General features: G+C 45.8%; 18 protein-coding genes. 7 read left to right on the forward strand and 11 right to left on the reverse strand.

Translation table 11 applies throughout. The features are described from left to right. Positions 1-568: 568 nt before the first annotated feature. From nfsB to BM607_RS14910, 3 genes are all read left to right on the forward strand, one after another. Positions 569-1,222, forward strand: coding sequence for an oxygen-insensitive NAD(P)H nitroreductase (nfsB, locus tag BM607_RS14900; RefSeq protein ID WP_071940129.1), 654 nt, complete (start codon positions 569-571; stop codon positions 1,220-1,222). Between the two features lie 347 nt (positions 1,223-1,569). After that, complete coding sequence (locus BM607_RS14905; protein ID WP_071940128.1) at positions 1,570-2,214, forward strand: DNA-J related domain-containing protein; 645 nt, start codon at positions 1,570-1,572, stop codon at positions 2,212-2,214. Positions 2,215-2,567: 353 nt separating this feature from the next. Then, positions 2,568-3,323, forward strand: coding sequence for a DsbA family protein (locus tag BM607_RS14910; RefSeq protein ID WP_071940127.1), 756 nt, complete (start codon positions 2,568-2,570; stop codon positions 3,321-3,323). Between the two features lie 108 nt (positions 3,324-3,431). On the opposite strand, the gene BM607_RS14915 is transcribed toward BM607_RS14910, so the two are convergent. From BM607_RS14915 to BM607_RS14940, 6 genes are all read right to left on the reverse strand, one after another. Next, the gene (locus BM607_RS14915) at positions 3,432-4,442 is read right to left on the reverse strand and encodes a DUF4382 domain-containing protein (RefSeq protein ID WP_071940126.1); all 1,011 of its coding nucleotides are present in this window, start codon (positions 4,440-4,442) and stop codon (positions 3,432-3,434) included. A gap of 365 nt (positions 4,443-4,807) precedes the next feature. Further along, a complete protein-coding gene (locus BM607_RS14920; protein ID WP_071940125.1) occupies positions 4,808-5,335 on the reverse strand; it encodes a cytochrome b/b6 domain-containing protein in 528 nt (175 codons plus the stop codon). Positions 5,336-5,460: 125 nt separating this feature from the next. Further along, entirely contained in the window at positions 5,461-5,982 is a 522-nt protein-coding gene (gene hemG / locus BM607_RS14925; RefSeq protein ID WP_071940224.1) for a menaquinone-dependent protoporphyrinogen IX dehydrogenase, read from the reverse strand. Positions 5,983-6,372: 390 nt separating this feature from the next. Then, the gene (locus tag BM607_RS14930; RefSeq protein ID WP_071940124.1) at positions 6,373-7,998 is read right to left on the reverse strand and encodes a di-heme oxidoredictase family protein; all 1,626 of its coding nucleotides are present in this window, start codon (positions 7,996-7,998) and stop codon (positions 6,373-6,375) included. A gap of 155 nt (positions 7,999-8,153) precedes the next feature. Next, positions 8,154-9,314, reverse strand: coding sequence for an imelysin family protein (locus BM607_RS14935; protein WP_006085915.1), 1,161 nt, complete (start codon positions 9,312-9,314; stop codon positions 8,154-8,156). A 41-nt stretch (positions 9,315-9,355) separates the two neighbouring features. Then, the gene (locus BM607_RS14940) at positions 9,356-10,762 is read right to left on the reverse strand and encodes a hypothetical protein (RefSeq protein WP_012088395.1); all 1,407 of its coding nucleotides are present in this window, start codon (positions 10,760-10,762) and stop codon (positions 9,356-9,358) included. Between the two features lie 266 nt (positions 10,763-11,028). On the opposite strand from BM607_RS14940, the gene BM607_RS14945 reads away from it, so the two are divergent. The 4 genes from BM607_RS14945 to BM607_RS14960 all read left to right on the forward strand — a co-directional run bounded on the left by BM607_RS14945 (position 11,029) and on the right by BM607_RS14960 (position 17,561). After that, positions 11,029-12,237: an MFS transporter gene (locus tag BM607_RS14945; protein ID WP_071940123.1), complete on the forward strand. Its 1,209-nt coding sequence runs from the start codon at positions 11,029-11,031 to the stop codon at positions 12,235-12,237. A gap of 212 nt (positions 12,238-12,449) precedes the next feature. Further along, a complete protein-coding gene (locus BM607_RS14950) occupies positions 12,450-13,289 on the forward strand; it encodes a TIGR03899 family protein (RefSeq protein WP_071940122.1) in 840 nt (279 codons plus the stop codon). A gap of 142 nt (positions 13,290-13,431) precedes the next feature. Then, positions 13,432-15,666, forward strand: a complete 2,235-nt coding sequence (locus BM607_RS14955; RefSeq protein WP_071940121.1) for an EAL domain-containing protein — start codon at positions 13,432-13,434, stop codon at positions 15,664-15,666. Next, the gene (locus tag BM607_RS14960; RefSeq protein ID WP_071940120.1) at positions 15,663-17,561 is read left to right on the forward strand and encodes a sensor histidine kinase; all 1,899 of its coding nucleotides are present in this window, start codon (positions 15,663-15,665) and stop codon (positions 17,559-17,561) included. The genes BM607_RS14955 and BM607_RS14960 overlap by 4 nt, the downstream gene beginning before the upstream one ends. Positions 17,562-17,833: 272 nt before the next feature. On the opposite strand, the gene cysC is transcribed toward BM607_RS14960, so the two are convergent. The 5 genes from cysC to cobA form a co-directional block, all read right to left on the reverse strand. Further along, positions 17,834-18,451 (reverse strand): adenylyl-sulfate kinase, encoded by a 618-nt coding sequence (gene cysC, locus BM607_RS14965; RefSeq protein ID WP_071940119.1) that lies wholly within the window; start codon positions 18,449-18,451, stop codon positions 17,834-17,836. Between the two features lie 64 nt (positions 18,452-18,515). Further along, positions 18,516-20,240 (reverse strand): SLC13 family permease, encoded by a 1,725-nt coding sequence (locus BM607_RS14970; protein ID WP_071940118.1) that lies wholly within the window; start codon positions 20,238-20,240, stop codon positions 18,516-18,518. Between the two features lie 3 nt (positions 20,241-20,243). Continuing rightward, entirely contained in the window at positions 20,244-21,686 is a 1,443-nt protein-coding gene (cysN, locus tag BM607_RS14975) for a sulfate adenylyltransferase subunit CysN (RefSeq protein ID WP_071940117.1), read from the reverse strand. Between the two features lie 83 nt (positions 21,687-21,769). Beyond that, positions 21,770-22,678: a sulfate adenylyltransferase subunit CysD gene (gene cysD, locus BM607_RS14980; protein ID WP_012586925.1), complete on the reverse strand. Its 909-nt coding sequence runs from the start codon at positions 22,676-22,678 to the stop codon at positions 21,770-21,772. A gap of 118 nt (positions 22,679-22,796) precedes the next feature. Further along, positions 22,797-23,642, reverse strand: a complete 846-nt coding sequence (gene cobA, locus BM607_RS14985) for a uroporphyrinogen-III C-methyltransferase (protein WP_071940116.1) — start codon at positions 23,640-23,642, stop codon at positions 22,797-22,799. Between the last annotated feature and the right edge of the window lie 220 nt (positions 23,643-23,862).

Here is a 23,862-nt window from a genome sequence, read left to right on the forward strand (position 1 = left end):
ACTTTGGGGCAAAAGCTTTTTAGGATGGACTTGTGAATTAGGGACTTAGTTAAGATTGGTATTGTTGTACCAGTGACCGTTGGCGACATGGATGTCGCCGTCGAGCCCTCAGGGATGCTTCTTTTAAAAGAAATAGGCGGCGAGTCACAGGGGAAACAATGACAATGAATGCTGCACAACTGACAACAAAGTTATCTTGCTTTGGGGCAAAAAAGTGACAATAAATTCAGGATGACTAAAGGTTCCTTTACCTCGGCTTTGGAGGGTTAATAGCCATTCAACTAAGGCAGCTAAAGCTTTGCCCTAATCTTTGCTGCCAGCATCTGTCCCTGATATTTATCTATAATTTCCCTACAATTAAAATCGAGCTTCAACGGTAAAGACACCGATTCCCTATCCAAAATCTCAATTAAACGACTTAGCGTTTTACTCCTTTTTAGCGTTGCATCGGCATACAGTTTCAAATTTTTTTTGAAACTAATACCTGTCTTGATCACATTGTTTTTTACTTGAACCTGCTTAAAATGCTGCCATTGAATTTGTATTCCTGATGATTTGGAGCTGTTACATGAGTGATTTAAGTTTCTTCGCCAAAAAACGTTACACCACTAAAGCCTTTGATCCAACAAAGACGATTCCAGCGGAAAAAATTGCAGACATCAAAACCCTGCTACAATTCAGCCCTTCGTCAGTTAACTCACAGCCTTGGCATTTTGTACTAGCAAGCACGGCCGAAGGTAAAGCTTTAATCGCCCAAGCAACCGAGAATTATGCCTTTAATACCCAAAAAATCCTCAATGCTTCCCATGTGGTGGTGCTCTGCACTCGCACTCAATTAGATGAAGCGTATTTGCTGCAAATCCTTGAACAAGAAGAAAAAGATGGCCGCTTAGCTAATGAGGAAGCAAAACAAGCCCAGCATAATGGCCGCTCTTTCTTCGCCAACATGCATAAATTTGAGATGAAAGATGCCCAACATTGGATGGAGAAACAGGTCTATTTAGCGCTCGGCACCTTAATGCTCGGCGCAAGCGTGTTAGATATCGATACTTGTCCGATTGAAGGTTTTGATGCCACTAAAATTAATCAAGTCTTAGGCTTAAGAGAGCAAGGTCTATGCGCCTGCGTAGTTGTCGCCATGGGTTATCACGCAGAGGATGATTTCAACGCTAAATTGCCTAAATCTCGCTTAGAGCAAGAGGTGATTTTTACTGAAATCTAGCCCTCATCTTAAGTGAATAATAAACATGCCCTTGATTTAATGTGATATAAACAAGGGCATAATTTTTTGCACCGTAGCGCTCTTCGCCGACAATATCCTAAAACCTGCCTGCTATTAACGGCTTATTTGCACAAGAAGCCATCTAAAGTAGGAGTAAACCACCACTGTATTGCTCTAAAATTCATCTTTGCCTACACTTTGCCTCTATGGCATGATTTGCTGCACAGTCCAGAACGGCATAGGTTATGCGGATCATCGTTTATCGTAGTTTCGAGTCATCTTTTTTGCAGCCCAGCGGTTTTATCGGCGCATTGGTCACACTCACAATTTAGGATGGGACAGTCAGTATGTTATTTGCCAAACCCTCGCTCACTGAAGAACCTCAATCGATTCGAGTTGCAAACACAAAGGGCGATAACCCACTGATTTGGCCGTTACTCACGGTTTTACAAGCCTCGAACCAAAGTTGGAAAATCCATCACTTAGCCACAGAATTACAAACTCAAGGGCTGATCCACCAGCTTGATGAAAATCCGGGTAACGATTTATTCAAACGTAACTTCCTGCTGATGAACGCCTTGTTTGAACTGCAGGAAATATTACTGCCAAAGCAATGGCTGCAAGTCAAAGCCATGGAAATCCAAATCTTCCGCTTAGTCCCATCAAACGTTAACCTTCTGATTATGCAAGATACTTCCCTACGTGAGTATTATCTCGATTGGAATAACTACGACACCAGCGAAAACGTGGTGCGTGAATTACTTGAGGCTTTCTGGAGCAATTATAAGAGCTATATTGGCTTAAATATCAATCTGATGAACAAGGGCAATGCACTGCGAGTTTTCGAATTAGACGAGAGCGCCACCGCCCGCGATATCCGCAAGCAATGGCGCCGTTTAGCGCTCAAGTGGCACCCAGACAGACCCGAAGGTGATGCGGCTCGGTTTCGCGAAGTGTGTGAAGCGTGGCAGTCACTTAGGGACATTGCCTAAGCATTTCACCAGCGATAGTACTTGCCATTAATCAACACCTATCGAATCGTTACCTATCGACACCTATCGCTTTAGCGGTGTGATCCTGTCTGCACTATTGCGACGCCAAGGCGACGCTAAAGTAAATCTAAGACAAAACTTCCATTGGGATCACAGATTTAGCCCAGTCGTGACGGGCCAATTCAGTCATAATTAAGCCTTTCCATTTAACCTGAACCTATGCGTCAACGCTGGCATTTTGGCTAGCTTAACTCCTAGGTTGAAGCTCACTCTATCGCTTATGTTGGCCGTTGAATGTCGACAATAACAACGACTGACACAGTGAATTCAATCCCACCGAATTTGAGGAAACTATGATTAAACAATTAGCCTTGGCTGTTACCTTAGCGATTGCGCCCTTGAGCAGCTTTGCCGCCAATTTTGTTGAAGGCACACATTACACTCAAATCTCGGCAAAAGCGCCTAGCAGTGAACCTAAACTCACTGAATTCTATTCATTTTATTGCCATAACTGCTTCAACATGGAAACCAATTATTTGCCCGATATCAAGGCAAACCTCAACAAACAGATAAGTTTCGACAATAAGCATGTCGACTTTATGAATAGCGACATTGGCACCGAAGTGATGCGCTCTTTGGCCGTGATCCAAAGCCTTGATAACAAAGACGCATTAACCCATGCCATGTTTACCGCAATCCAAGGCACAGAGGGCGCAAACGGCCACGATCACAGTGCACCAGGCCATCAACACGAGCCGCAAATTAACAACCGTGATGACATCAAAAAAGTCTTCGCCCAATTTGGTGTCGATGCCGCTAAATACGACGAATTAGCCGATAGCAAAAGCACCGATGAAAAGCTGGCCCTGTGGCGCACTCAGCAAAATGAATTCAAAATCGACAGCGTCCCCGCCTTTATCGTGAACGATAAATACGCAGTAAACTTAAACAGCATCAAAACCTTAGATGAGCTAATTGGGTTAATTAACTATCTTGCCGTTGAGAAAGATGCCGCAGCCGCTAAAACCTCATCAGGTGGCAGCCTAGGCTGGTTATTTTTAGTCTTCGCCGCCGCGATAGGGGTGACACGTCAGCAACGTCTTAGCTAACAATCGCCCGTATAAGATCTAGGCGCTTAAAAATAAAAAACCAGCAGATTTGCTGGTTTTTTCATTTACTGATTTACCAATGACAATAGCGGAGTAAAGGACTCAGTGTTATGGGAAATGATGTTCAGTAACGCCCTTCGCCATCACGGTAACAGCCTGCTCATCCGCATAAATGAAGAAAGGGGAACTAACATCATCTGCACTGTTGCTCAAATCTGGATCATCATTTTGAGCTAAGCAGGTATAACCTAAACTGTAATCACCGGCGACCACAAAACCAAACTCATAGTGATGGCCGACGACTTGGCCATTAGCATCTGTGGACTCATGGACTCGAGCCGCTGCTATCGGAGCTATCTCAGTGGCTGTATCTGCAGTGGCTCTAAAATCTGCCATCTGCAAGAGTGATGTATTGCTCGGATAGAGATATACGGCGGGAGCGAATTCAGAACCACCCGCTGCCACTTCACAACCTTCCATAACACTGGCTCCGACAACACCTTTTATTGATCCTACATCCGCTTGGTTATGCATCTGCACTGAGGTAGGTTTTAAAGTCCAATACGCCATATGTCCATGGGGATCTTGCATTCCTTTATGCAAATCAAACTCTGCCACAAAGCTATTCACACCCGCTGCAATAGTGAACTTCTGATTAAAAAAGAGTCTTCCTGTATCCGAATCTTCCGCGCCTACGCCACCACATGAGCCATTACTGTTTGTGACTAATCCATGCATAGCGCCGTCCATCGTTTGTACGTGAGAACTGTCACCGTTGGCTACTGTGCTGTTTTTTATATAGATACACATTTGGTATTCACCTACCGCAATGGATTGTCCACTGACTAAGGTTTCAACTGCACTACCTTGAAATTCGAGTAAATCGACAACTTTGTGTTCGCCATTTGGCATTACATTAAAGGAATAACTGCCACTATTATTTTTTAAAACGACTTGTTTAAAAGCGATTTTTACCGACTGGGCATCTGCAGGATTATCGGAAACCCCCAAATTGAAGGTCGCCATTTGGGGAGATGGTGTCTCAGAATCAGAGCCTCCACCGCAACCAAATAGTAAACCGACCAGTGTCATCGTAAGTGCATTTTTTGAGATATTCATTGGACACCTTTCTTATATTAACAGCTGATTATATGATGATTAACATCATAAAAATGTTCTCATTGGCGATCGCTATGACATGGTTCCATAGTCAATCCTTTAAGAACACAGTAGGAAATCCTTCCAGAAAATAGTTAAGCTGCGCATAACATACGCATGTAGATTTAAGCTTGGAACAAGTTGCCATACTGTCGATGAACACACTGAACACTAAAAACAGGTGAATTCAATTTTGGGGAAATCGGCTTAGTTAACAGCTAGATAAACAGCACTAGCTCAAACTGCGATATAGGAAATACAGCGGAAAAATAAAAATTGCGTGATAAAACGCATTAACAAGTAAACGCCAACCGACAAAACAACCTTTATTGCCTAATAAAATCGAGAATATGGCTCGCTGCCAAGACTAGATGTACGATCAAGAAACCGATAAAAGCCTGCGCAAAAATTTGATGATAACCGCGCCACGCCAGCGCTGTGGGTGTGCCTTGAAATAACAACCAAACGACACCCGTAATCCCAGTCGCCACCAGCAGTAGCATACCTATACCTTCGATGGCACTAAATAACCCTTTGCCGCCTGCGACGGGGAATTTGCCTTTTGTGAGTCCAACTATATCCTGTTTTAACTGTGCCCAATCGCCAACTAGCCAGCCAAAGTATTGGTGCCATTTGCTATGTAAGGTATTGCTGAATAAGAACAATACCCCCAGCACTGCGCACGCTAAACCTAGATACACATGCAAATAATCCCAAAAACCGGCGTTATCGGGTATCCGTCGGCCCATAAAAATCCATGGGCTGGCACAGACAAGTAAACTGCTCGATATCACAATCCACACATGCAGATACTCCATCATGACTCGGAACAAGGAGCTGAGTTTACTCATCATATTTTTTATCCTACTTAATGCTTCCTTTGTCCTTGCCCTTTGCGATGAATGCATTCGTGACGGCTTAATGAGCGCGAATAAAGTGGGCTAGGGGCAAAACGCGGCGCCGCGATTTAATGCCAAAATTAGGCGCGATGGATCTGCTCACCAAAATCAGCCACTTTCTGCCAATCCGTGTATTCCACATTCGTAACAGGATCCGTAGGTCCTTTAGTTAGCCACATGATGAAACGGATAATATTTCTATCTAAGGCGTTATAGCCTTGATAGTTCAAGTTACCACCAAAAACTCGTAATAACTGTGGCCGCCAAGTGGTTTTACTTAAGAATGCCTGCATATAAGGATTAGTTTCTGGCGTGTTTTTCTCGGGTTTACGCGCCACTAAGCTAACGGAGAAAAAACCACTGACCTTATCCGTCAACACGGCTTGATGCTTTTCGATAAATTCGTACAAGCTAGGATTATGTTTACCATGGCGAATACTGGCGCCTATGATGATTTTATCGAACTCATTGAGCGCGGGAGCGGCCTTAATATCAGCGGTAACCACGTCATTGTCCAAGGCCGTTAACTGCTGCGCGAGCTTAGTTGCAATCTTTTGGGTCTGGCCGTGAACACTAGAATAAATGATGAGAATTCTTTTCAATTTAGCCTCGATTAATCCCAAGTAAAATAACCATAAGCGGCCTAAAAAATACTGTTACTGGCGGCTTAATTTCGACTCTCTATGCCCGTTTTGCACATCAAGTGACATCACAACGCACAGACTAAATACACAAAAAGCAGCGATAGACACTCAGAGTCATTGGCATTCCAGTGGGGTTTAACTGGATATGCAAACGTAAAATAACCATTAAGATATTTCATATTAGGTGATTTACCCTGCAATTTACATGAAATAGATCACGGGCTTAGCCCCAAACCACTCAGGTATATGCGGTAGTTTTAGCAAGCTCACAAAAAAAGGCAAACCCTGAGGTTTGCCCATACTGAAATACAGTAAACAGGATGAATCGACAAATCATCCTGTCACGCTTTACAAAGACATTAAAAATGCAATGACTTGCTCACGTTCATTTTTAGATAAATTCATAAAGGCAATTTGACTCTTTTCAGCTTCACCACCATGCCACAATATCGCTTCTTCTAGAGTTGCGGCTCGTCCATCATGTAAGAAACCGGCTTGAGGATTAACCGTCTGAGTTAAACCTATACCCCATAGTGGCCTTGTACGCCATTCGCTTCCCGAGGCTAAAAAGTCTGGTCGGCCATCGGCGAGCCCTTCGCCCATATCGTGTAATAATAAATCAGTGAAGGGATATATCTTCTGTCCTTTTAAGCTATCACTCATGGCTCGTCCACCAATGTCGCCACTCGTTTTAGTGGTATAAGAGGGCACATGACAAGCGGTACAATTAAGTTGAGTGAATAATCTCGCCCCCTCTCTTACATTCGGTTGAGCGACATTCCGCCTTGCAGGAACGGCCAAGGTTTCAGCATAAAAAACAACAGCATCACTGAACTCAGCTCCGACTTCAGGCGCACCATTTTCATCTTCCCCTGTATCAATAAAACCTGTTCGAGTGAGATAAGCATCATGTAGCGCCGTACCTTTGATACTTTCATCGGGGAATAAAGGATTGGTTATGCCAATATCGCCACGCAGTGCACCTAGGGATTGTACACGCACACTTGGGGTATTCGCCTTCCAACCAAAACGGCCTAAAGACACAGGTTCCTGATCACCCGCTTGTGCCTTCACAGCATCAAAAACATAGTTTGCCCTTGCAGAAATCCCATCATGATTGGCATCATTTTCATCGACATGTTGCAAAATATCCTCCTGCGCAATCGCTTCGAGCAAACCTAAGCCAAATACTGGCATTCCATTACGCCATCCCATTAACACATCGTCTTGCAAAAGATTTGAGGTCAAATTGGGGCTTTGCTTAGTTTCTCCTGGCGCATCATAGGGGTTTTCCACTTCAAATAGCGGCTTCTTCAATAAGACTTCAGTACCGTCTGGGTAAGTCACTGATTTTGTATCATAGGATAAGTAAACATCCGCTTGCCCAATAAACTGATTCTGTTGCCAATCACCACGTGCTTGCAGTACGCCTCGATGAAACAGTTGTCCGCCGAAATCAGGTACTGGAATGGGTGCACAATAATCATTACTCACATCGCCTTTAATACAGACGTCATTGGCAGCCTTACTTATCCGCAAAAAGATGCCCGCATCTGATCCCAGTTTGACTCGTGCCTGACCTGCACTGACTTGTGGAGTCGAGTTGCGTCCATCACGTTGATGGCATGCATTGCAGTTAGCGTTATTAAATACGGGGCCTAAACCATCTAACTCAGGGTGTTCAGCGTTTGGCGCCGTGGTAAAAGAAGTCTCAAAAAACTTATCGCCCGCCATGTGCAGCGCAAGTTCAGTCGCTGTTAGATTTACCGATGGTGTAGAGAAACCATGTCCTGAATTGCCTGCATCAAAGGTTGTCGTTGCGCCGCCGCTGGCAGTGATATCCGTATATTCAGGATAAACAATGGGTTCAGGTATGGGTGTATCAACATCTTGTGCATCGCCACTGCCACCACAGGCGCTCAGCTGTAAACAGCCAATGAAAAATGCAGGTAATAAAACGTGTCTGTTATTCATCAAAAATCTCACACAAATAAAATGACAAAGCAGCAACTATGCAATTGCATCCTTGCTGCTTAAGACATAACTCACCAAACGGGTTCCGTCGTTTAGCGTCATTTCATGACAATGCCAAGAACCTCTATCGCCTTAGCATTGCTCTGAATATGAAATTAAGATTTCCAACGAGAAAGTAATGGTATGACATCAGACTCAAGTGTGGTTTTCAGCTTAGTCAAGGCATCCACAGCCACTTGAATTCGCGCTCTTCCCGCATCATCTTTAATCGCTTGGCGGAAAGGCTGTTGATTGCTGCCGGCAATAGCGCGGATCTTGATAATGGCATCATCGATTTCACTGCTAACACGTGTCGCTAAGTTCGCATCGGCAGCGGCCACGAAGTTAATGATGCCCTGACGATCACTGTTACCGGTAAACTCTCCTTGATATACATTTCGTACACCAATGATGTTATTGGCAAAGTCATCTAATGAGTTCCAAGAATATTGCGACTCCACCTTTGAAGTATCGGCGGTGGCAAGGGAATCACCAAAGGGATCAGCAATCTTACCGTTACCGACCTCATCGACAATCGCAATCATGCCATTGATCAACTCTTCAACTACAGCCAATTGCGATGAGTAAATAGTATTGCCTGCTACACCGGGATTCTTCAGCAACTCAGCGTAGGGTTTAGCGGCAGCATCTTGCGGATTGTGGTTTATCTGCCAAGCATCGTCGAGCTGCTTAGTGTAATCACGGAACACTTCGGCCAGTGCAATGAGATACTCACGTTCTTTTGCTGTTAACTGACTGATAGGTTTAGTATTACCATTCACACCATCGCCGAATAATAAAAATTCAATGGTATGAAAACCTTGTACATCATCGTTCCAGCCCTTAATCGTCTCAGCATCAAAACCTGAGTTAGTATTTAGCTGTGTTTGTAGATCGGTCGTATTGAGTGGCCAGCTATCAAGATGTGGATCGATGCTAAGTGAGTCAACTGGGCCAAAAATATGTGATTCACCTTGTTCCCAAGGTAAACGTGCCGCTTTCCACGCAGCTTGAGCTGCGTCTAAATCCGCTTGTGCTGTTGAGTTAGTTAGCTTCTGAGTCGCCAGTAAAAGTGCTTCCGCTTTCGCGGCTAAGTCCGCATAACCAGCCACGATAACGTCATCGGTCAAGTTAATGATCATCTCAGTGGCGGCGTAACTAAAGCGATTATCCGGTGTAGTTGGTGTTGTGGGCGTTGAATCATCCGATCCAGAACCACCACAGGCAGCTAAGGTACTCATAAGGGCGATGGCTATTGCCGTTTTACGTAATGTCATAGTGCTTAATGTCCTATTTGTTCCATCAAAAGTGAATGTGACTAGAGCGAAAATTGATAACCCACGCCAAGGGCGAAGAAATTAGTATCTGGAATGCTCGCGACAGCCACTTGTTGTAAGCCTGCTTCCGCTTTAATCACTATCTGTGGGATAGGGAAATAGTTAATACCGACACTGGTCCAAGTATTTTCAAAACGCTGAGTCGCTGTGCCAGTTTCGACTTCCATCAAAGGATTGGAATAATCTATGTTGGCAAATACGGTTAACGGAAGAGAGGTGAAATGATTCAAATCGATGCCAGCTTCAACAAAGAAAGCCTGTGACTGCGATCCTAACTGTGCGAAGTTACCGGGCCTTAAGCCTGGCGTTGTTTTATTTGCTTGAGTAATGGCATCGCTGTCGCTCAAGGTACCGTAGAGATACTGACCGCGTAAGATCCAAGGACCTTCAACATAAGCCGCTGCGACGGACACTATGCTAACTGTGCCATCCACATTGATTTTATTACTCTTGTGACGATTACCACTGGTATTGCCATAGTAGTAAGCGACACCAACGGCGGAACCTTTCTTAAAGTTGCCGTAATCTAAACGTCCTGCAAATGCTAAATCGTCGCCATTAACATGCTCGAATCGTTTTTGATGACCCGACGCTGCCCAATCATAGGTTCTAAAATATTCTGAATTGAGACCACTGATAATTTGGGCCTGATAGTGGAAATCAGCCATTTCACCATATATACCGATACCGTTTTCATTCCAAACGGCGGGGATCATGGCGGCTTCGCTTCGATGACGCATCACGGTAAGATATTGATTTGGTTTGTGCAGCATACTGGTCAAGCCAATAGGAACATGGATATTACCAAATTTAATACCAAAGGCTTTAGACGGACGATAACGCAGCTCAGCCTTTTCGATCATCACCTCTCCGCCAGCTTCGACTTCTGTTTCAAATTCACCGAACTCATCAAAACCATCGTATTCTAAAGCGACGCCTGTGCCACCATGCTCATACTCTATCTCGACTTCCATGCTCCAAGCATCGGTAAATTGATAGCCGAACTCAGTTACAACACGTTCTAAATCGAAACGATTACGGCGCTCTGGTGTGGTGTCTTGGACGTTATCAAAGTACTCATCACTGGTATAAACGGCGGTACCGTAGGATTCAAATGAAAACTTGCTAAGTTTATCGGCGGCGGTTTCAACACGATCTACCGCGACACTGGTCTTAGCTTGATAGTCTGTCTGCTGAACTTGCTGCTGTTTCTGTTGCGCAGCTAATTCTGATAACTGCTGCTTTAATTCTTGTAATTGAGCCTCTTGCCTTTCGATAGCCTGCTCTAAAATCGCAGGGTCCGTCGCTGCCTGTGCAGTGCAATTAACACTACCTATGAACGCAGTGACCATGATGGCCAATGAACTCAACTTTAACTCTGCTCTCATTTCTTTCTCCGCGCTGTGTAACAGCTTCCCCGTAAATGCGCGAACAAAATAGATCAATTGAGAATGATTTGCATTAGAATTTACAATTAAATTTACAAACAAATTACATTAGTATCTGATTGTATACCGGATCTGATGCCCGTATTTTTATTCAAAGAAATCGCTATATTGATTCATAAACCACACACTCTTTAAGCGTTAAGTGATCTAGCCTATTAGCCAAAAAAGCATTAGCATTTGCACACTTATCGCCTGAGTCCATATCCATGAAATCCATTCAAACCAAAGATCCTAAAGCACTCTTGCTGTGGATGACCTTTGTGATGTCGCTTGTGTTTGCCGTTTGGCAGGCACTGCTCAATAACTTCGTGATTGAAAAAGCCCAGTTCACCGGTGCTGAAATCGGCATGTTACAAAGCCTGCGCGAGATCCCAGGTTTCTTGGCTTTCACCGCCATTTTTGTGCTTTTACTCATTCGAGAACAAGCCTTCGCCCTACTCTCGCTGGCCTTGCTTTGTATCGGCGTGGCGGTGACAGGTTTCTTTCCTCAAGTCATCGGCTTGTATCTGACGACTGTGTTGATGTCCGTCGGGTTTCACTATTTTGAAACCATCAACCAATCACTGACGCTGCAGTGGGTCGATAAAAAAGATGCGGCGGGTTTTATGGGTAAAGCACTGGCGTGGCGCTCGGCCGCAGCCTTAGTGGGCTATGCCAGTATTTGGTTAGTGATGACCTGGTTGAAGTTAGACTATCAACACATGTATCTGATTATTGGTGCGTTAGGTCTGGTCATGGTGCTGACCATGACTTGGTATTACCCTAAATTTGAGACCACGGAAGTACAACATAAGAAAATCATTCTGCGTAAGCGCTATTGGCTCTATTACCTGCTGACCTTTTTCTCGGGTGCGAGACGGCAAATTTTTATGGTGTTTGCGGGCTTTATGATGGTCGAAAAGTTTGGTTATAGCGTGAGTGAAATTACCGCGCTGTTCTTAATAAACTATGTCGTCAATCTGCTGTTTGCGCCTGCGATTGGGCGGTTTATTGGCCGAATTGGTGAGCGTAATGCGCTGACAGTGGAATACGTCGGACTCATCATAGTCTTCATCAGTTACGCCTTAGTCGAGCAAGCACACATGGCGGCAGCGCTGTATGTGATCGACCATTTACTGTTTGCGATGGCTATCGCGATGAAAACCTATTTTCAAAAAATCGCCGACAGCAAAGATATTGCCGCCACTATGTCGGTCAGTTTCACCATTAATCACATTGCCGCAGTGATTATTCCTGTGCTTTTAGGCTTATTATGGTTAACCGATCCCGCCTTGGTATTTTACATAGGCGCAGGCTTTGCCGTATGTTCGTTAATTCTGGCGCTCAATGTACCGCGCCATCCTGAACCGGGTAATGAAACCTTATGGTCTTGGACGAGCAAAAAAGCGAAATCCATCGCTAAAGCGATCGAATAAAGCGGCATAATAACGGGCCAAGGAATAAGCTAAGCTCAATGTAGAGTCTAGACCTGAACGCTAAAGCGATCGCCATCTAAGCTAGGCAAACAAGCGAGCTATTCAAACAAGATATTCAAGTTAAATGCTAAAGCTAGGCAAACAAGTTAAACAGATAAAGGTGAGCGCTTTGCTCTCACCTCCCCACCAATGCAGGCTCAAGGATTAACGCGATGAAGGATTCAGATATTTTAATGTTGGCAGAAGAAGGCGAGTCAACATCCGAGGCATCTGCTCGCAAAAAAGCCCTGCTACTCGGCCGTCAATTAGGCTTAGCCAGTGAGCAAGAATATCGCCCTGCGAATGCTTCCATCGCCGAACGCGCCCAACATAGAGCCCGCAAGTTATCGAGCCAGTATCAAGCCAATGTTGAAACCATTTTTGCCTTAGCCCTCAGTTATACGCCATCTGATGTGACTGGAGTCGATCTCGATCCCGATTGGAGTCATCAATTCTTTTTGATGGCGGAGCAAATCCATAACCGCAGAATGCAAGACTTGTGGGCACGGATATTATCGAGCGAGATAGTGAATCCCGGCAACTTCAGTCTGCGCACCTTAGCGCTACTCAAGCAACTGACGCACAGGGAAGCACAAATCCTTGAAAAAGCCCTCGGCATGGCGGCTAAGGTCAATAGCGAACAGCGCCTAAAACTCATCAGCGGCTATCGCTTATCCGGTGGTATTGGCCAGTATTTCCGTAAAACGACCTCAGTCAATTTAGGCTTATCCCAGTTTGGCCTACCCTACTCGAGCATTCTGACCTTAGTCGATGCGGGAATACTACACAGCAGCGAGTTCGAAACAGGCTTACTTAACAACAAAACACCGATTCAATTTGCCCTGCAAGGCATACAAATGAAGCTCACGCCTAGGAGCGGCAATCTGCTTTTTAGTTATTACCGCTTCACGCCGATTGGTGATGAACTGGCCCAACTCGTGCAACCTAAGCCGGATCAAGAATACCTCAAGGCCCTGCAACTCTTGTTCGCTAAGGATTTTAAGATCGAGTAGCGACATAATCGCTTATATTATTGACTAATAAAAATATTTGCTTGAATAAACCCCATCTGTCGCAAATACTCTATGTATAAAAAATGCTCGTTTTATTTGCTGAGTGAATAAGGATGCGAATGGCATCTCAAGGATGGAGAGAATGATTAGCCAAGAACAAGATGTCTTTTTTTTAGACGAACAGTCTTCACCACAACACCTCGAAAATCAAAAAACAGTCAAAATACTCGCGGTGGACGATGACTCAAACTTCCAACGTTCAACCGCCTTTGCGTTATCTACCCTCACCGTTCTCGGCTGCAAAATTGAGCTCACCCAAGCATTTAGTTATGCAGAAGCTTGCCAAGTATTAGCGAAGGAAAATGATTTTGCGATCGCCTTAGTCGATGTGGTGATGGAAACCGAAGATGCAGGGCTACGTTTGGTGCGTGGTATTAGGGAAGTACTCGGCAACGAAAAAATCCGCATTATTCTGCTTACAGGTCAGCCAGGCATGGCCCCTATTTTCGACGTGATGCGTGATTACGACATCAACGACTATTGGACTAAATCTGAGTTATCGGCCGATAGGCTGCAAACTATCCTCACTACGAGTCTGCGTTCATATCAACAAATTAGCAGTATTGCCAATGCTAAGCGTGGCTTGCAACTGATTGCCGAGTCCAGCGGCGCACTCTACACCTCACGCAATATCAAAGAGCTTTCCGGCAAGATGTTGCGCCAGTTATCGACCTTATTGAACCTGCCCCATGGCGGCATTGTGTGCGTGAAATCGACAAATGAATTAACCGAACAGGGTATTTCCCACCAAATCATTGCCGCTTCGTGTGAGTTTGAACCGTATTTTGGCCATTCGTTACAACAGCTTGAGCAGCAACATATCCGAGCACAACTTGAACTTTGCCTGAGCCGCAGGCAGTCTCGTATTGAAAATGACTTTACTTGCCTCTTCTTCCCCGACGAACTCGCTGGCGCCGACTATGCTGTCTATTTAGCGACGGGTAGACCACTGGATATCACGGAAACTGAACTGATCCGTGTGTTTAGCATGAACATTTGTGGCGGCCTGCATAGCGTGTCGCTCATGAGCCAACTAGACAAGATTGCTTTTGAAGATCCGCTCGTCAAAATCCCTAATCTCAACGTATTACTCCGCACCTTAGAAGGCGTGCTGGCGGAAGACATTCGCGAAAAATTCAACTTATTGCTCATAGATATCGATAAGTTTTCCGATTTTAATCGCGTATTTGGCTCGTCCCAAGGCAACGAGATGCTCAAACATGTCGCCTGTTGTTTACGCGAACACTTTGATGCTTGTGTATTAGTCACCCGCCTCAAGGATGATAAATTTGCCGTGCTCGGCCCTAAAACCTTAGTCACCGCCGACATTATTAGCCGACTCTTTATTCAACCCTATCAACAGGGGAAATCGAAGATCACGGTCAATATCAGCACAGTCACACTGCCACTAGAATTAGCTGATGGCACTGCGGTTGATGCCATTACTCAGGTGAATACCGCCCTCAAAACCGTAAAAAAACTGGGTATTCGGCAGCACGTGACTTACCAACAAGCCAATGACGATAATGTGGCCTATCACTTCGAACTCTTACAATCGCTGCAACACAGTATTACCTGTAATGACATCCATATTGCACTGCAGCCGCAAGTCTGTATTAAAACAGGTGAAGTCGTCGGGGTTGAAGCGCTGGCTCGCTGGACCTTACCTAATGGTCAAAATGTGCCGCCGTTGGATTTTATCCCCATTGCCGAGGCGACAGGTTTGATTACCCAACTCGGTGAGCAACTATTCGTGCAATCTTGCCAAGCACTCTGCGCACTCAATGAAGCGGGTTATACCAATTTATGTATGGGAGTGAATTTATCGGCCATGCAATTTGAGCAGGAAAACATCGTCGATATTTTAAAGCAGCACATTGCCGACGCTAAAGTCCCGCCCAAGCAGATAGAAATCGAAGTCACCGAATCGATTGCGATGCAAAATTTTGAGATCATCCGCAAGCAATTAAATGAGTTACGCTCAAAAGGCATTAGAATCGCAATTGACGATTTTGGTACCGGATTTTCCTCATTAGCCTATCTCAGCAAACTGACCTTCGACCGCATTAAGATTGATAAATCCTTTATCGACAATGTCACCTCAGATGATGGCGCCGCTGCGATAGTCGATAGCATTATCTTGTTAGGACAACGCTTCCACATGAATGTGATTGCCGAAGGCGTCGAGACTAAAGAGCAAGCGAAATGGCTTAGCGACCGCGGCTGCCACGATGCCCAAGGCTACTTTTATGCTAAGCCCATGCCACTACCGGAGTTATTAACTTGGCTTAAAAACTACCAAAAAACACCACTATGACAGCGCCATCGCAATTGACTCAGCCTACCTTCTGGGGCTACTGGCTCAGATTCATGCTGCCGTGGTTATTGTTGGTGCCCATACTCACCACTTTGCTTTATCAAAAGCGCCATGAAGATGCCATGGTGCCCTTATACCAAGAGGCGAACACCCTTTTAGGTGATGCCGCTAAAACCATTGCCTACCATATTGGTAATATTAAGCGCGACGCCCTATTTCTTGCTAAATATCAAACACTCCTCGATGCGGCGGCGGGAAATGAGCAAGATCTCACTCAGGTCGAACATTTCTTCGAGAGCTTTAGTGCCGCATCACAAAACTACGATCAAGTACGTTGGCTCGATAATAACGCCTTAGAAAAAGTCAGAGTCAATCTTGTCCAGAATCTCCCACACATAGTTGCTAAACCATTATTGCAATTGAAGGCTAAGCGATATTACGCCATCCAGAGTTTAAGCTTAGCCCCTAATAGTTTTTACTTTTCGCCCTTAGATTTGAATGTCGAAAAGGGAGAAATAGAAAATCCAATCAAGCCCGTATTAAGAGTCACCACTCCCGTGTTTTTACCTTCGGGCGAGCGCCAAGGCTTTATTGCCCTCAATTTTCTAGCCCAATCAATGTTAGACGCCATTGCCAAAATTACGGCTAACAGCAATGTAGAGCTTTCACTGCTGAATAAAGAGGGTTACTGGCTACTCTCATCCAATCCCGAACTCACCTGGGCATTTATGTTTAATCGCCCCGAATTAACCTTAGCCAAGCTCAATCCCGATGCTTGGCAACAGATTACCCAAGATAGCGAAGGCGCCTTTATCACCCCCGAAGGGCTCTGGGATTATGAAAATGTACAAGATGCCACCAACACTTCAGACCAAGATTGGAAACTTGTGATACGGGTCCCCAATGATCAACTCTCAAAGATTAATCAACGCAGCCTGCTAGAAGCGCTCAGTCTAGGGATTTTATTACTGTTACTCGGCGGTGGGATCTGTTGGCGCGCTGCAAAGTCCATGCGAGAACGGGACAAGTTGAATCAAGAGTTAACCGAGCAACAGCAAAAACTCACCCAATCCAATGCCGCGTTAGCCGAATCGTTACAGCACTTACACGACACTCAGCAACAACTAATCGAGACGGGAAAACTATCATCCTTAGGCATGATGGTGGCGGGCGTCGCCCATGAACTCAATACCCCAGTCGGCGCAGCACAGGTCACGTTATCGAGCATGAAAAATGAATGCACTAAGCTGCAAAACGCTTTCGAAACGGGTCTTAAGCGATCTGATGTCGACAGTTACTTTATTCACTTCCATGAAGGCGCGGAGATAGTGCAAGCCAACTTAAGCAGAGCTGCGACCTTAGTCAGTAGCTTCAAACGCTTAGCCGTCGATAGAACAAGGGAGGAGCGCCGTAGTTTTAAGCTCACGAGCCTCGTTCAGGACATGCTACATACCTCATGGCTGCGGATGAAGAAGCAATCCCATGAGCTCGAAATCGACGTTGATGCCGATATCGAACTGAACAGCTACCCAGGCGCACTTGGACAATCCCTTGAAAACCTCGTCACCAATGCGATAACCCATGCTTTCGAAGGGAGGGTTAATGGCCAAATAAAAATCTCGGCACAGATGATAGAAGATCAGATGGTCGAAATCACAGTCTCAGACAATGGCATAGGGATGAGCGAGGAAACGATGAAACAAATCTTCGATCCCTTCTTTACTACTCGTAGGGGAAATGGTGGAACTGGGCTGGGTTTACACTTAACCTATCAACTTGTCAGCCAACTTCTTGGCGGGAAAATTACGGTCAGCAGTACGTTAGGTAAAGGCAGCGTTTTCAGTCTGGCAATTCCAGTAACAGCCCCAGAAACCGCCGAGCTGAACCTGAATTAACCGATTATACGCAACGGCGATAGATAGCCAATATGCTGGCCGAATGTGATGCTAAAACTTGATGTCTAAACATGATGCTTGAACTATGGTGTTTGAATATAGTGTTTGAACATAGTGTTTGAGCATAGCGCTTGAACCATGTTGCTTGAATGTCAGCATTGAACATAGTGAACGCATTGCGCCCAAAACAAAACAGGAGCCCAAGGCTCCTGTTTTTTATGACCATTCAATCATCCACTAAGGCATGATTTGATATGGCTAGGTATATAACACTAGGCGAGCGCTTTAGCCTTATCGGCATTGATAACATTGATTGCCGTCAGATAATCGATTAAGGCGCGCACTTGAGTCGCTAAATCGCCTTTGCTGGTATCTATGGTCAATTCTGCCGCTAATGGCGCTTCATAGGGTGATGAAATCCCCGTGAAATTACTGATTTCACCACTGCGTGCTTTCACATATAACCCCTTAGGATCACGCTGCTCGCACACACTTAATGGCGTCGACACGTGCACTTCAATGAACTGACTGGCAGGGAAACGGGCACGAATGCTATCGCGCTCCTCACGAGTCGGGGAAATAAAGGCCGATAACACCACAAGCCCAGCATCCACCATTAATTTGGCCACTTCGCCGACACGGCGCAGGTTCTCGTCACGGTCTTCAACCGTAAACCCTAAGTCTTTACATAGGCCATGGCGCATATTATCGCCATCAAGTAAATAAGTGTGGAATCCCGCCTCAAATAACGCCCGCTCTAATGCGCCAGCCAGTGTCGACTTGCCCGCGCCAGACAGTCCGGTAAACCAGAGTAATACTGGATTTTGGCCTTTCTGTTCGGCTCTGGCGGCTTGATCTACAGGATGTTGATGCCACACGATATTTGTCATAAAAACTCCTCAATCCCCATGTTGTTAAACGGCTAACATAAGGGCAATAAACTCAAGCTAATCACTAAAAAGGAAAGATGATCGGCACCATAAATATCACTATCAGGGAATACAGCACAGATAACGGCAATCCTAGGCGGACGAAGTCACTGAAGCGATAATTACCCGCATTAAACACCATCAAATTGGTTTGATAGCCGTAGGGTGAAATAAAGCTCGCGCTGGCACCAAAGACCACGGCCAAAATAAAGGGTCTTGCATCGACACCGTAATTAAGCGCAATCGCGTAGGCGATAGGGAAAGCCAGCGCTGCGGCAGCGTTGTTGGTGACTAATTCAGTCAACAACAAGGTCATAAAATACACACCGACAAAAGCGCCAAACACCCCATAACCATTAATAACCGAGAGTAATCCTTGGGCTAAACTGTCCGCAAGGCCAGTGCTCATCATCAAGTTCGCGAGCCCTAACGCACTCCCCACTATCACCACTAGTTCCAATGGAAAACGGCGTTTAAGCTCTGCCAAAGTAACAGCGCCAATAACAAAATAACTCAGCAGCAGGAGTACTAAACCTTTAGCTAATGGCAATACACCAGTGACACTCAAAACGATCGTGACCGCAAAGCCGAGCAATACCCAACGACCACGGCGACTGTCTAACCGCACATTTAAATCTAAGCCGCTGATCGCCGCAAATTCTGAACTCAATTTTGCGCTATTGCTGAAACCATCGCCTGGCGTCAATAACAACACATCACCGGGTTGCAGAATAATGTCGCCAAGCCCTCCCTTCAGCGGATGATTTCCGCGGCGAATTGCCATCACGGCCGCATCGAACTGCTCACGAAAACGCGACTCTTTCAACGAACTGCCGACTAAACGGGATGATGGCGCGAGCACAGCTTCAACTAAATTTTGTCCCTTGGCTTGATGCTTACCAAACCAATCTAAACCATCGAATTGATGCAATAGCTCAACCGATTCCACCGCGCCACTGAAGCGCAGCACGTCGTCCGCCTGCAGCACTAACTGAGGCGGAACAGGGCAAATACAAATGCCGCTGCGTTCTAGTTCAACCAGATATAACTTTTTAAGCGCCCTGAGTTTGTTATCCACCACACTGCGACCCACTAAGGACGAGCCTTTTGCCACATGGGCTTCGAGCAAGTAAGGCAGCGCCTCTTCACCCGACTCTTCCCGTCTGTCGGGCAGAATGTTCGCTAGTAAGATCAATAACAACATACCAGCGACGACGATCACAACCGCGACCGGCGTGAACTCGAAGAAACCTAAGGCGGGTAAGCCGGCGTTTTCCACAAAGGAGTTCACAATCAAGTTGGTCGAGGTACCAATCAGGGTCAGTGTGCCACCTAAAATTGCCGCATAATTTAACGGCAATAATAACTTAGCGGGTGCGTGTGCTTGATTGCGACGCACAACCCCGATAAGCGACGCCACCACCGCAGTGTTATTGGTAAAGGACGACAGCAAGGCGGTCGATAGCCCAAGCTTTGCCATTGTCATAGGCAAAGAACTATTGCCTATGACTTGACTCAACTTCCCCAGCAGGGAGGTTTTTTCTAACGCCGTCGCGGCCAATACCAACAGAACAAGTGTGACTAAGCCAATATTTGTAAAGCTTGTTAATGCGGTATCGAGCGCAACCATGCCAAGCAAATAACACAGCAAAAATGCAAATAAAAACAATACCGCTGGATTGATACGGCCGCTAATTAAGCCAGCCACTAGACCTAACAAAATAATCGCTAACAGCCACAAGTCACTCACAAATTAAGCTCCAAGCTTAGAGATATCTATCGCTTGCCAATGTGGGTAGTGTTTACGCACTAAGGCATTAAACTCAACTTCAAAGGCACTAAATTGTGATGCTGTTTGTTTGTTAACATGCTGACCCGATACCACCATCACTGCGGCAACCGTCGCATTGCTCAGGCGATCGATTAAGATCATTCCGCCGGTATCACGCACTAATGAATACGCATCGAACACTATGTCTTCGGTCAGCTCTAAGGTAACGCGAGCAATAGCGTTTAACCCAAGCGTATCCGTCGCGCTGCGCGCTAAAGTATTAACATCAACCACATAATCGATGCCAGTCACAGAGGCTTGCGTCTTCTTACCGGCCACTTTGATGTCGTATAACTGGCCGAGTTGCAATGGCTTTTCATCCATCCACACTATGTCGGCGCTGATCACGTTAGCGACGGCAGGTGCAGAATCCGGTCTTGCCAGTAAATCGCCACGGGAAATATCAATTTCATCTTCCAGCGTGATGGTCACAGCTTGGCCAGCAACCGCTTCTTGTATGTCGCCATCGAAGGTCACAATACGTTCAACCTTGCTGCGTTTACCCGATGGCAAAGCGACTAACTCGTCACCGACATTGATAATGCCAGAGGCTAAAGTACCCGCAAAACCGCGAAAATCTAAGTTAGGACGCGACACATATTGCACAGGAAAACGTACTGGCAATGAGCTGAGTTCACGTTGCGTATCAATAGTTTCTAGCAGTTCAAGCAAAGTACCACCTTGATACCAGTCGCTTTGCGTACTGCGCTCAACCACGTTGTCACCATTAAGCGCCGATAACGGCACAAAGTGGATATCGAGGTTACCGAAATCTTTGACGAAATCCGTAAAATCGGCACGAATGCGATTGAAGACTTGCTCGTCAAACCCAAGCAAATCCATCTTGTTCACGGCAACAACGAAGTGACGAATCCCCAGTAATGACGCGATAAACGCATGGCGTTTAGTCTGAGTCTGCACGCCGTAGCGGGCATCGACTAAAATCACCGCCAAATCACAGGTCGATGCACCCGTTGCCATGTTACGCGTGTACTGCTCATGCCCTGGTGTATCGGCGATGATGAACTTACGCTTATCACTTGAAAAGTAACGGTAAGCCACATCGATAGTGATGCCCTGCTCGCGCTCGGCTTGCAGACCATCGACCAGTAAAGCTAAGTCGATAGCTTCACCTGTGGTACCCATCTTAGCGCTGTCGCTCTTTAGGCTCGCCAATTGATCTTCATAGATCTGGGCGCTGTCGTGTAACAGGCGGCCGATTAAGGTACTTTTGCCGTCATCCACACTGCCACAGGTTAAAAAGCGCAGTAAGCCTTTGTGTTGCTGCAGGGCTAGATATTCTTTCACACCATGGAGGGTAATTTCTGCCGCCATGAGATTGGTTTTATTGACCGCTTTGTCCATCTTATTCTCACTCTTGATCTGCTTGGCTGAAGGTCGCGCTTTACTTGCGCCACCTTCGCGAAATAGGGCTAACCTTGCCGAGATTAGAAGTAGCCTTGACGCTTCTTCTGCTCCATCGAGGCACTTTGATCTGAGTCGATCAATCGGCCCTGACGTTCGCTTGAACGGGTTAACAGCATTTCTTCAATAATCTTCTCTAGGCTGTCGGCCTCAGAATGCATGGCGGCCGTAAGTGGGTAGCAACCTAAGGTTCTAAAACGCACCAATTCTTCTTTAAACTGCTCGCCTTCGGCTAACTTCATCCGCTCGTCATCGGCCATGATTAACTGACCGCCGCGCTCAACCACTTGACGTTTAGCAGCAAAATACAAAGGCACTAACTCAATGTTTTCTTGATAGATATATTGCCAAATATCCAGCTCAGTCCAGTTAGATAACGGGAATACGCGAATACTTTCGCCCTTGTTCACTGCGCCATTATAGGTGCGCCACAGTTCTGGACGTTGGTTTTTAGGGTCCCATCTGTGGTGACGGTCGCGGAACGAATACACCCGTTCTTTGGCGCGAGATTTTTCTTCATCGCGGCGAGCCCCACCGAAAGCGGCATCAAAACCGTATTGGTTAAGTGCTTGCTTTAAACCTTGGGTTTTCATGATGTCAGTGTGTTTCGCACTGCCATGGTCGAAAGGGTTAATCCCCTGCGCCAACCCTTCTGGGTTGATGTGCGTCAGTAACTCGAAGCCAAATTTCTTTGCCTGGGCATCACGAAACGCGATCATCTCTTTGAATTTCCAACCCGTATCAACATGCAGCAACGGGAATGGGATCTTGCCTGGATAAAAGGCTTTACGCGCTAAGTGCAACATAACGGAAGAATCTTTCCCGATGGAATACAACATCACAGGATTATCGAATTCGGCTGCAACTTCACGAATGATCTGGATGCTCTCGGCTTCCAGTTGTTGTAAGTGGCTTAATTCACGCCCGGCCATACTATTCTCCGTTTACCTTAAATTCGCTGCGTTACCACAGCATGGGTTAGCTTAATTTTCTTAATATATTTAACTACTTAGCACCTTTAACTGCTAAGTATCTTTAACTGTTTGCGGCTTAGCTTATCGACGCGGCGGCCGAGACTCTAACCGATTGAATCTGCTCATCACTGGCATGACTCGATTCAACCGCTTCAGGGTTGAACCAATGCAAAGTGTCACTCAGCGCAACCACTTCACCTATGATCATCAAGGCTGGCATTTGTAATTCAGGATCGGCGGTAAGCTGTTCAAGCTCACCTAAACGGCCGATAAAACGACGTTGTTCTTTAGTGGTCGCCTTTGACACTATCGCAACGGGAGTGTCAGGGCTTCGGCCCGCATCGACTAAACCTTGGCGAATAATGCCGGCGTTAAGAATCCCCATATACACGACTAAGGTATTGTTAGGATTTGCATAACCTTGCCAGTCCATAGGGCGACTCTCTAACTGACAATGGCCAGTGATAAAAGTGACACCTTGGGCATGGTCTCTGTGGGTCAGGGGAATTCCCGCATAGGCCGATGTGCCGCTGGCGGCGGTGATGCCGGGGACGACTTCAAACTCAACCCCCGCTTCGACTAAGGTTTGTAACTCTTCGCCACCGCGACCGAAAATAAAAGGATCGCCGCCCTTAAGACGCACCACATTTTTACGGGTGTAGGCTTTAGTAACGAGTAACTGATTAATCTCGTCCTGTGCGGCGCTATGCTTACCCGCACGTTTACCTACGGCAATCTTTTCAGCGTCTTTTGGAATAAGATCGAGGATATCTTGACTGACTAAAGCGTCGTATAGCACAGCATCTGCGGTTTTAAGGATGCGCCATGCCTTTAACGTCAATAACTCAACGTCACCAGGACCTGCACCCACCAGCCAGACTTTGCCTTTGGCCGCTTGGCCCGGTAAAGATAAAATTTCCATCAGCATCCCCAAGATCACTTTAGTCTGTAGAAATATAGCGCGTCTTATATTCCATAATAAATAGATAATTATTAGTTTTTATATCATTTAGATATAAAAGAAATCACTGACGTCGATTTAAAGTGGAAAAATATTGAGTTTCAAAATCAAAAACGCCACAAAATACCAATAACCAGTTGAATTTAAATAACTTAATATGGATTCATCTGTTGTATAAAAC

It is taken from the genome of Shewanella sp. SACH (genome assembly GCF_001887095.2).
GTDB lineage: Bacteria > Pseudomonadota > Gammaproteobacteria > Enterobacterales > Shewanellaceae > Shewanella > Shewanella baltica.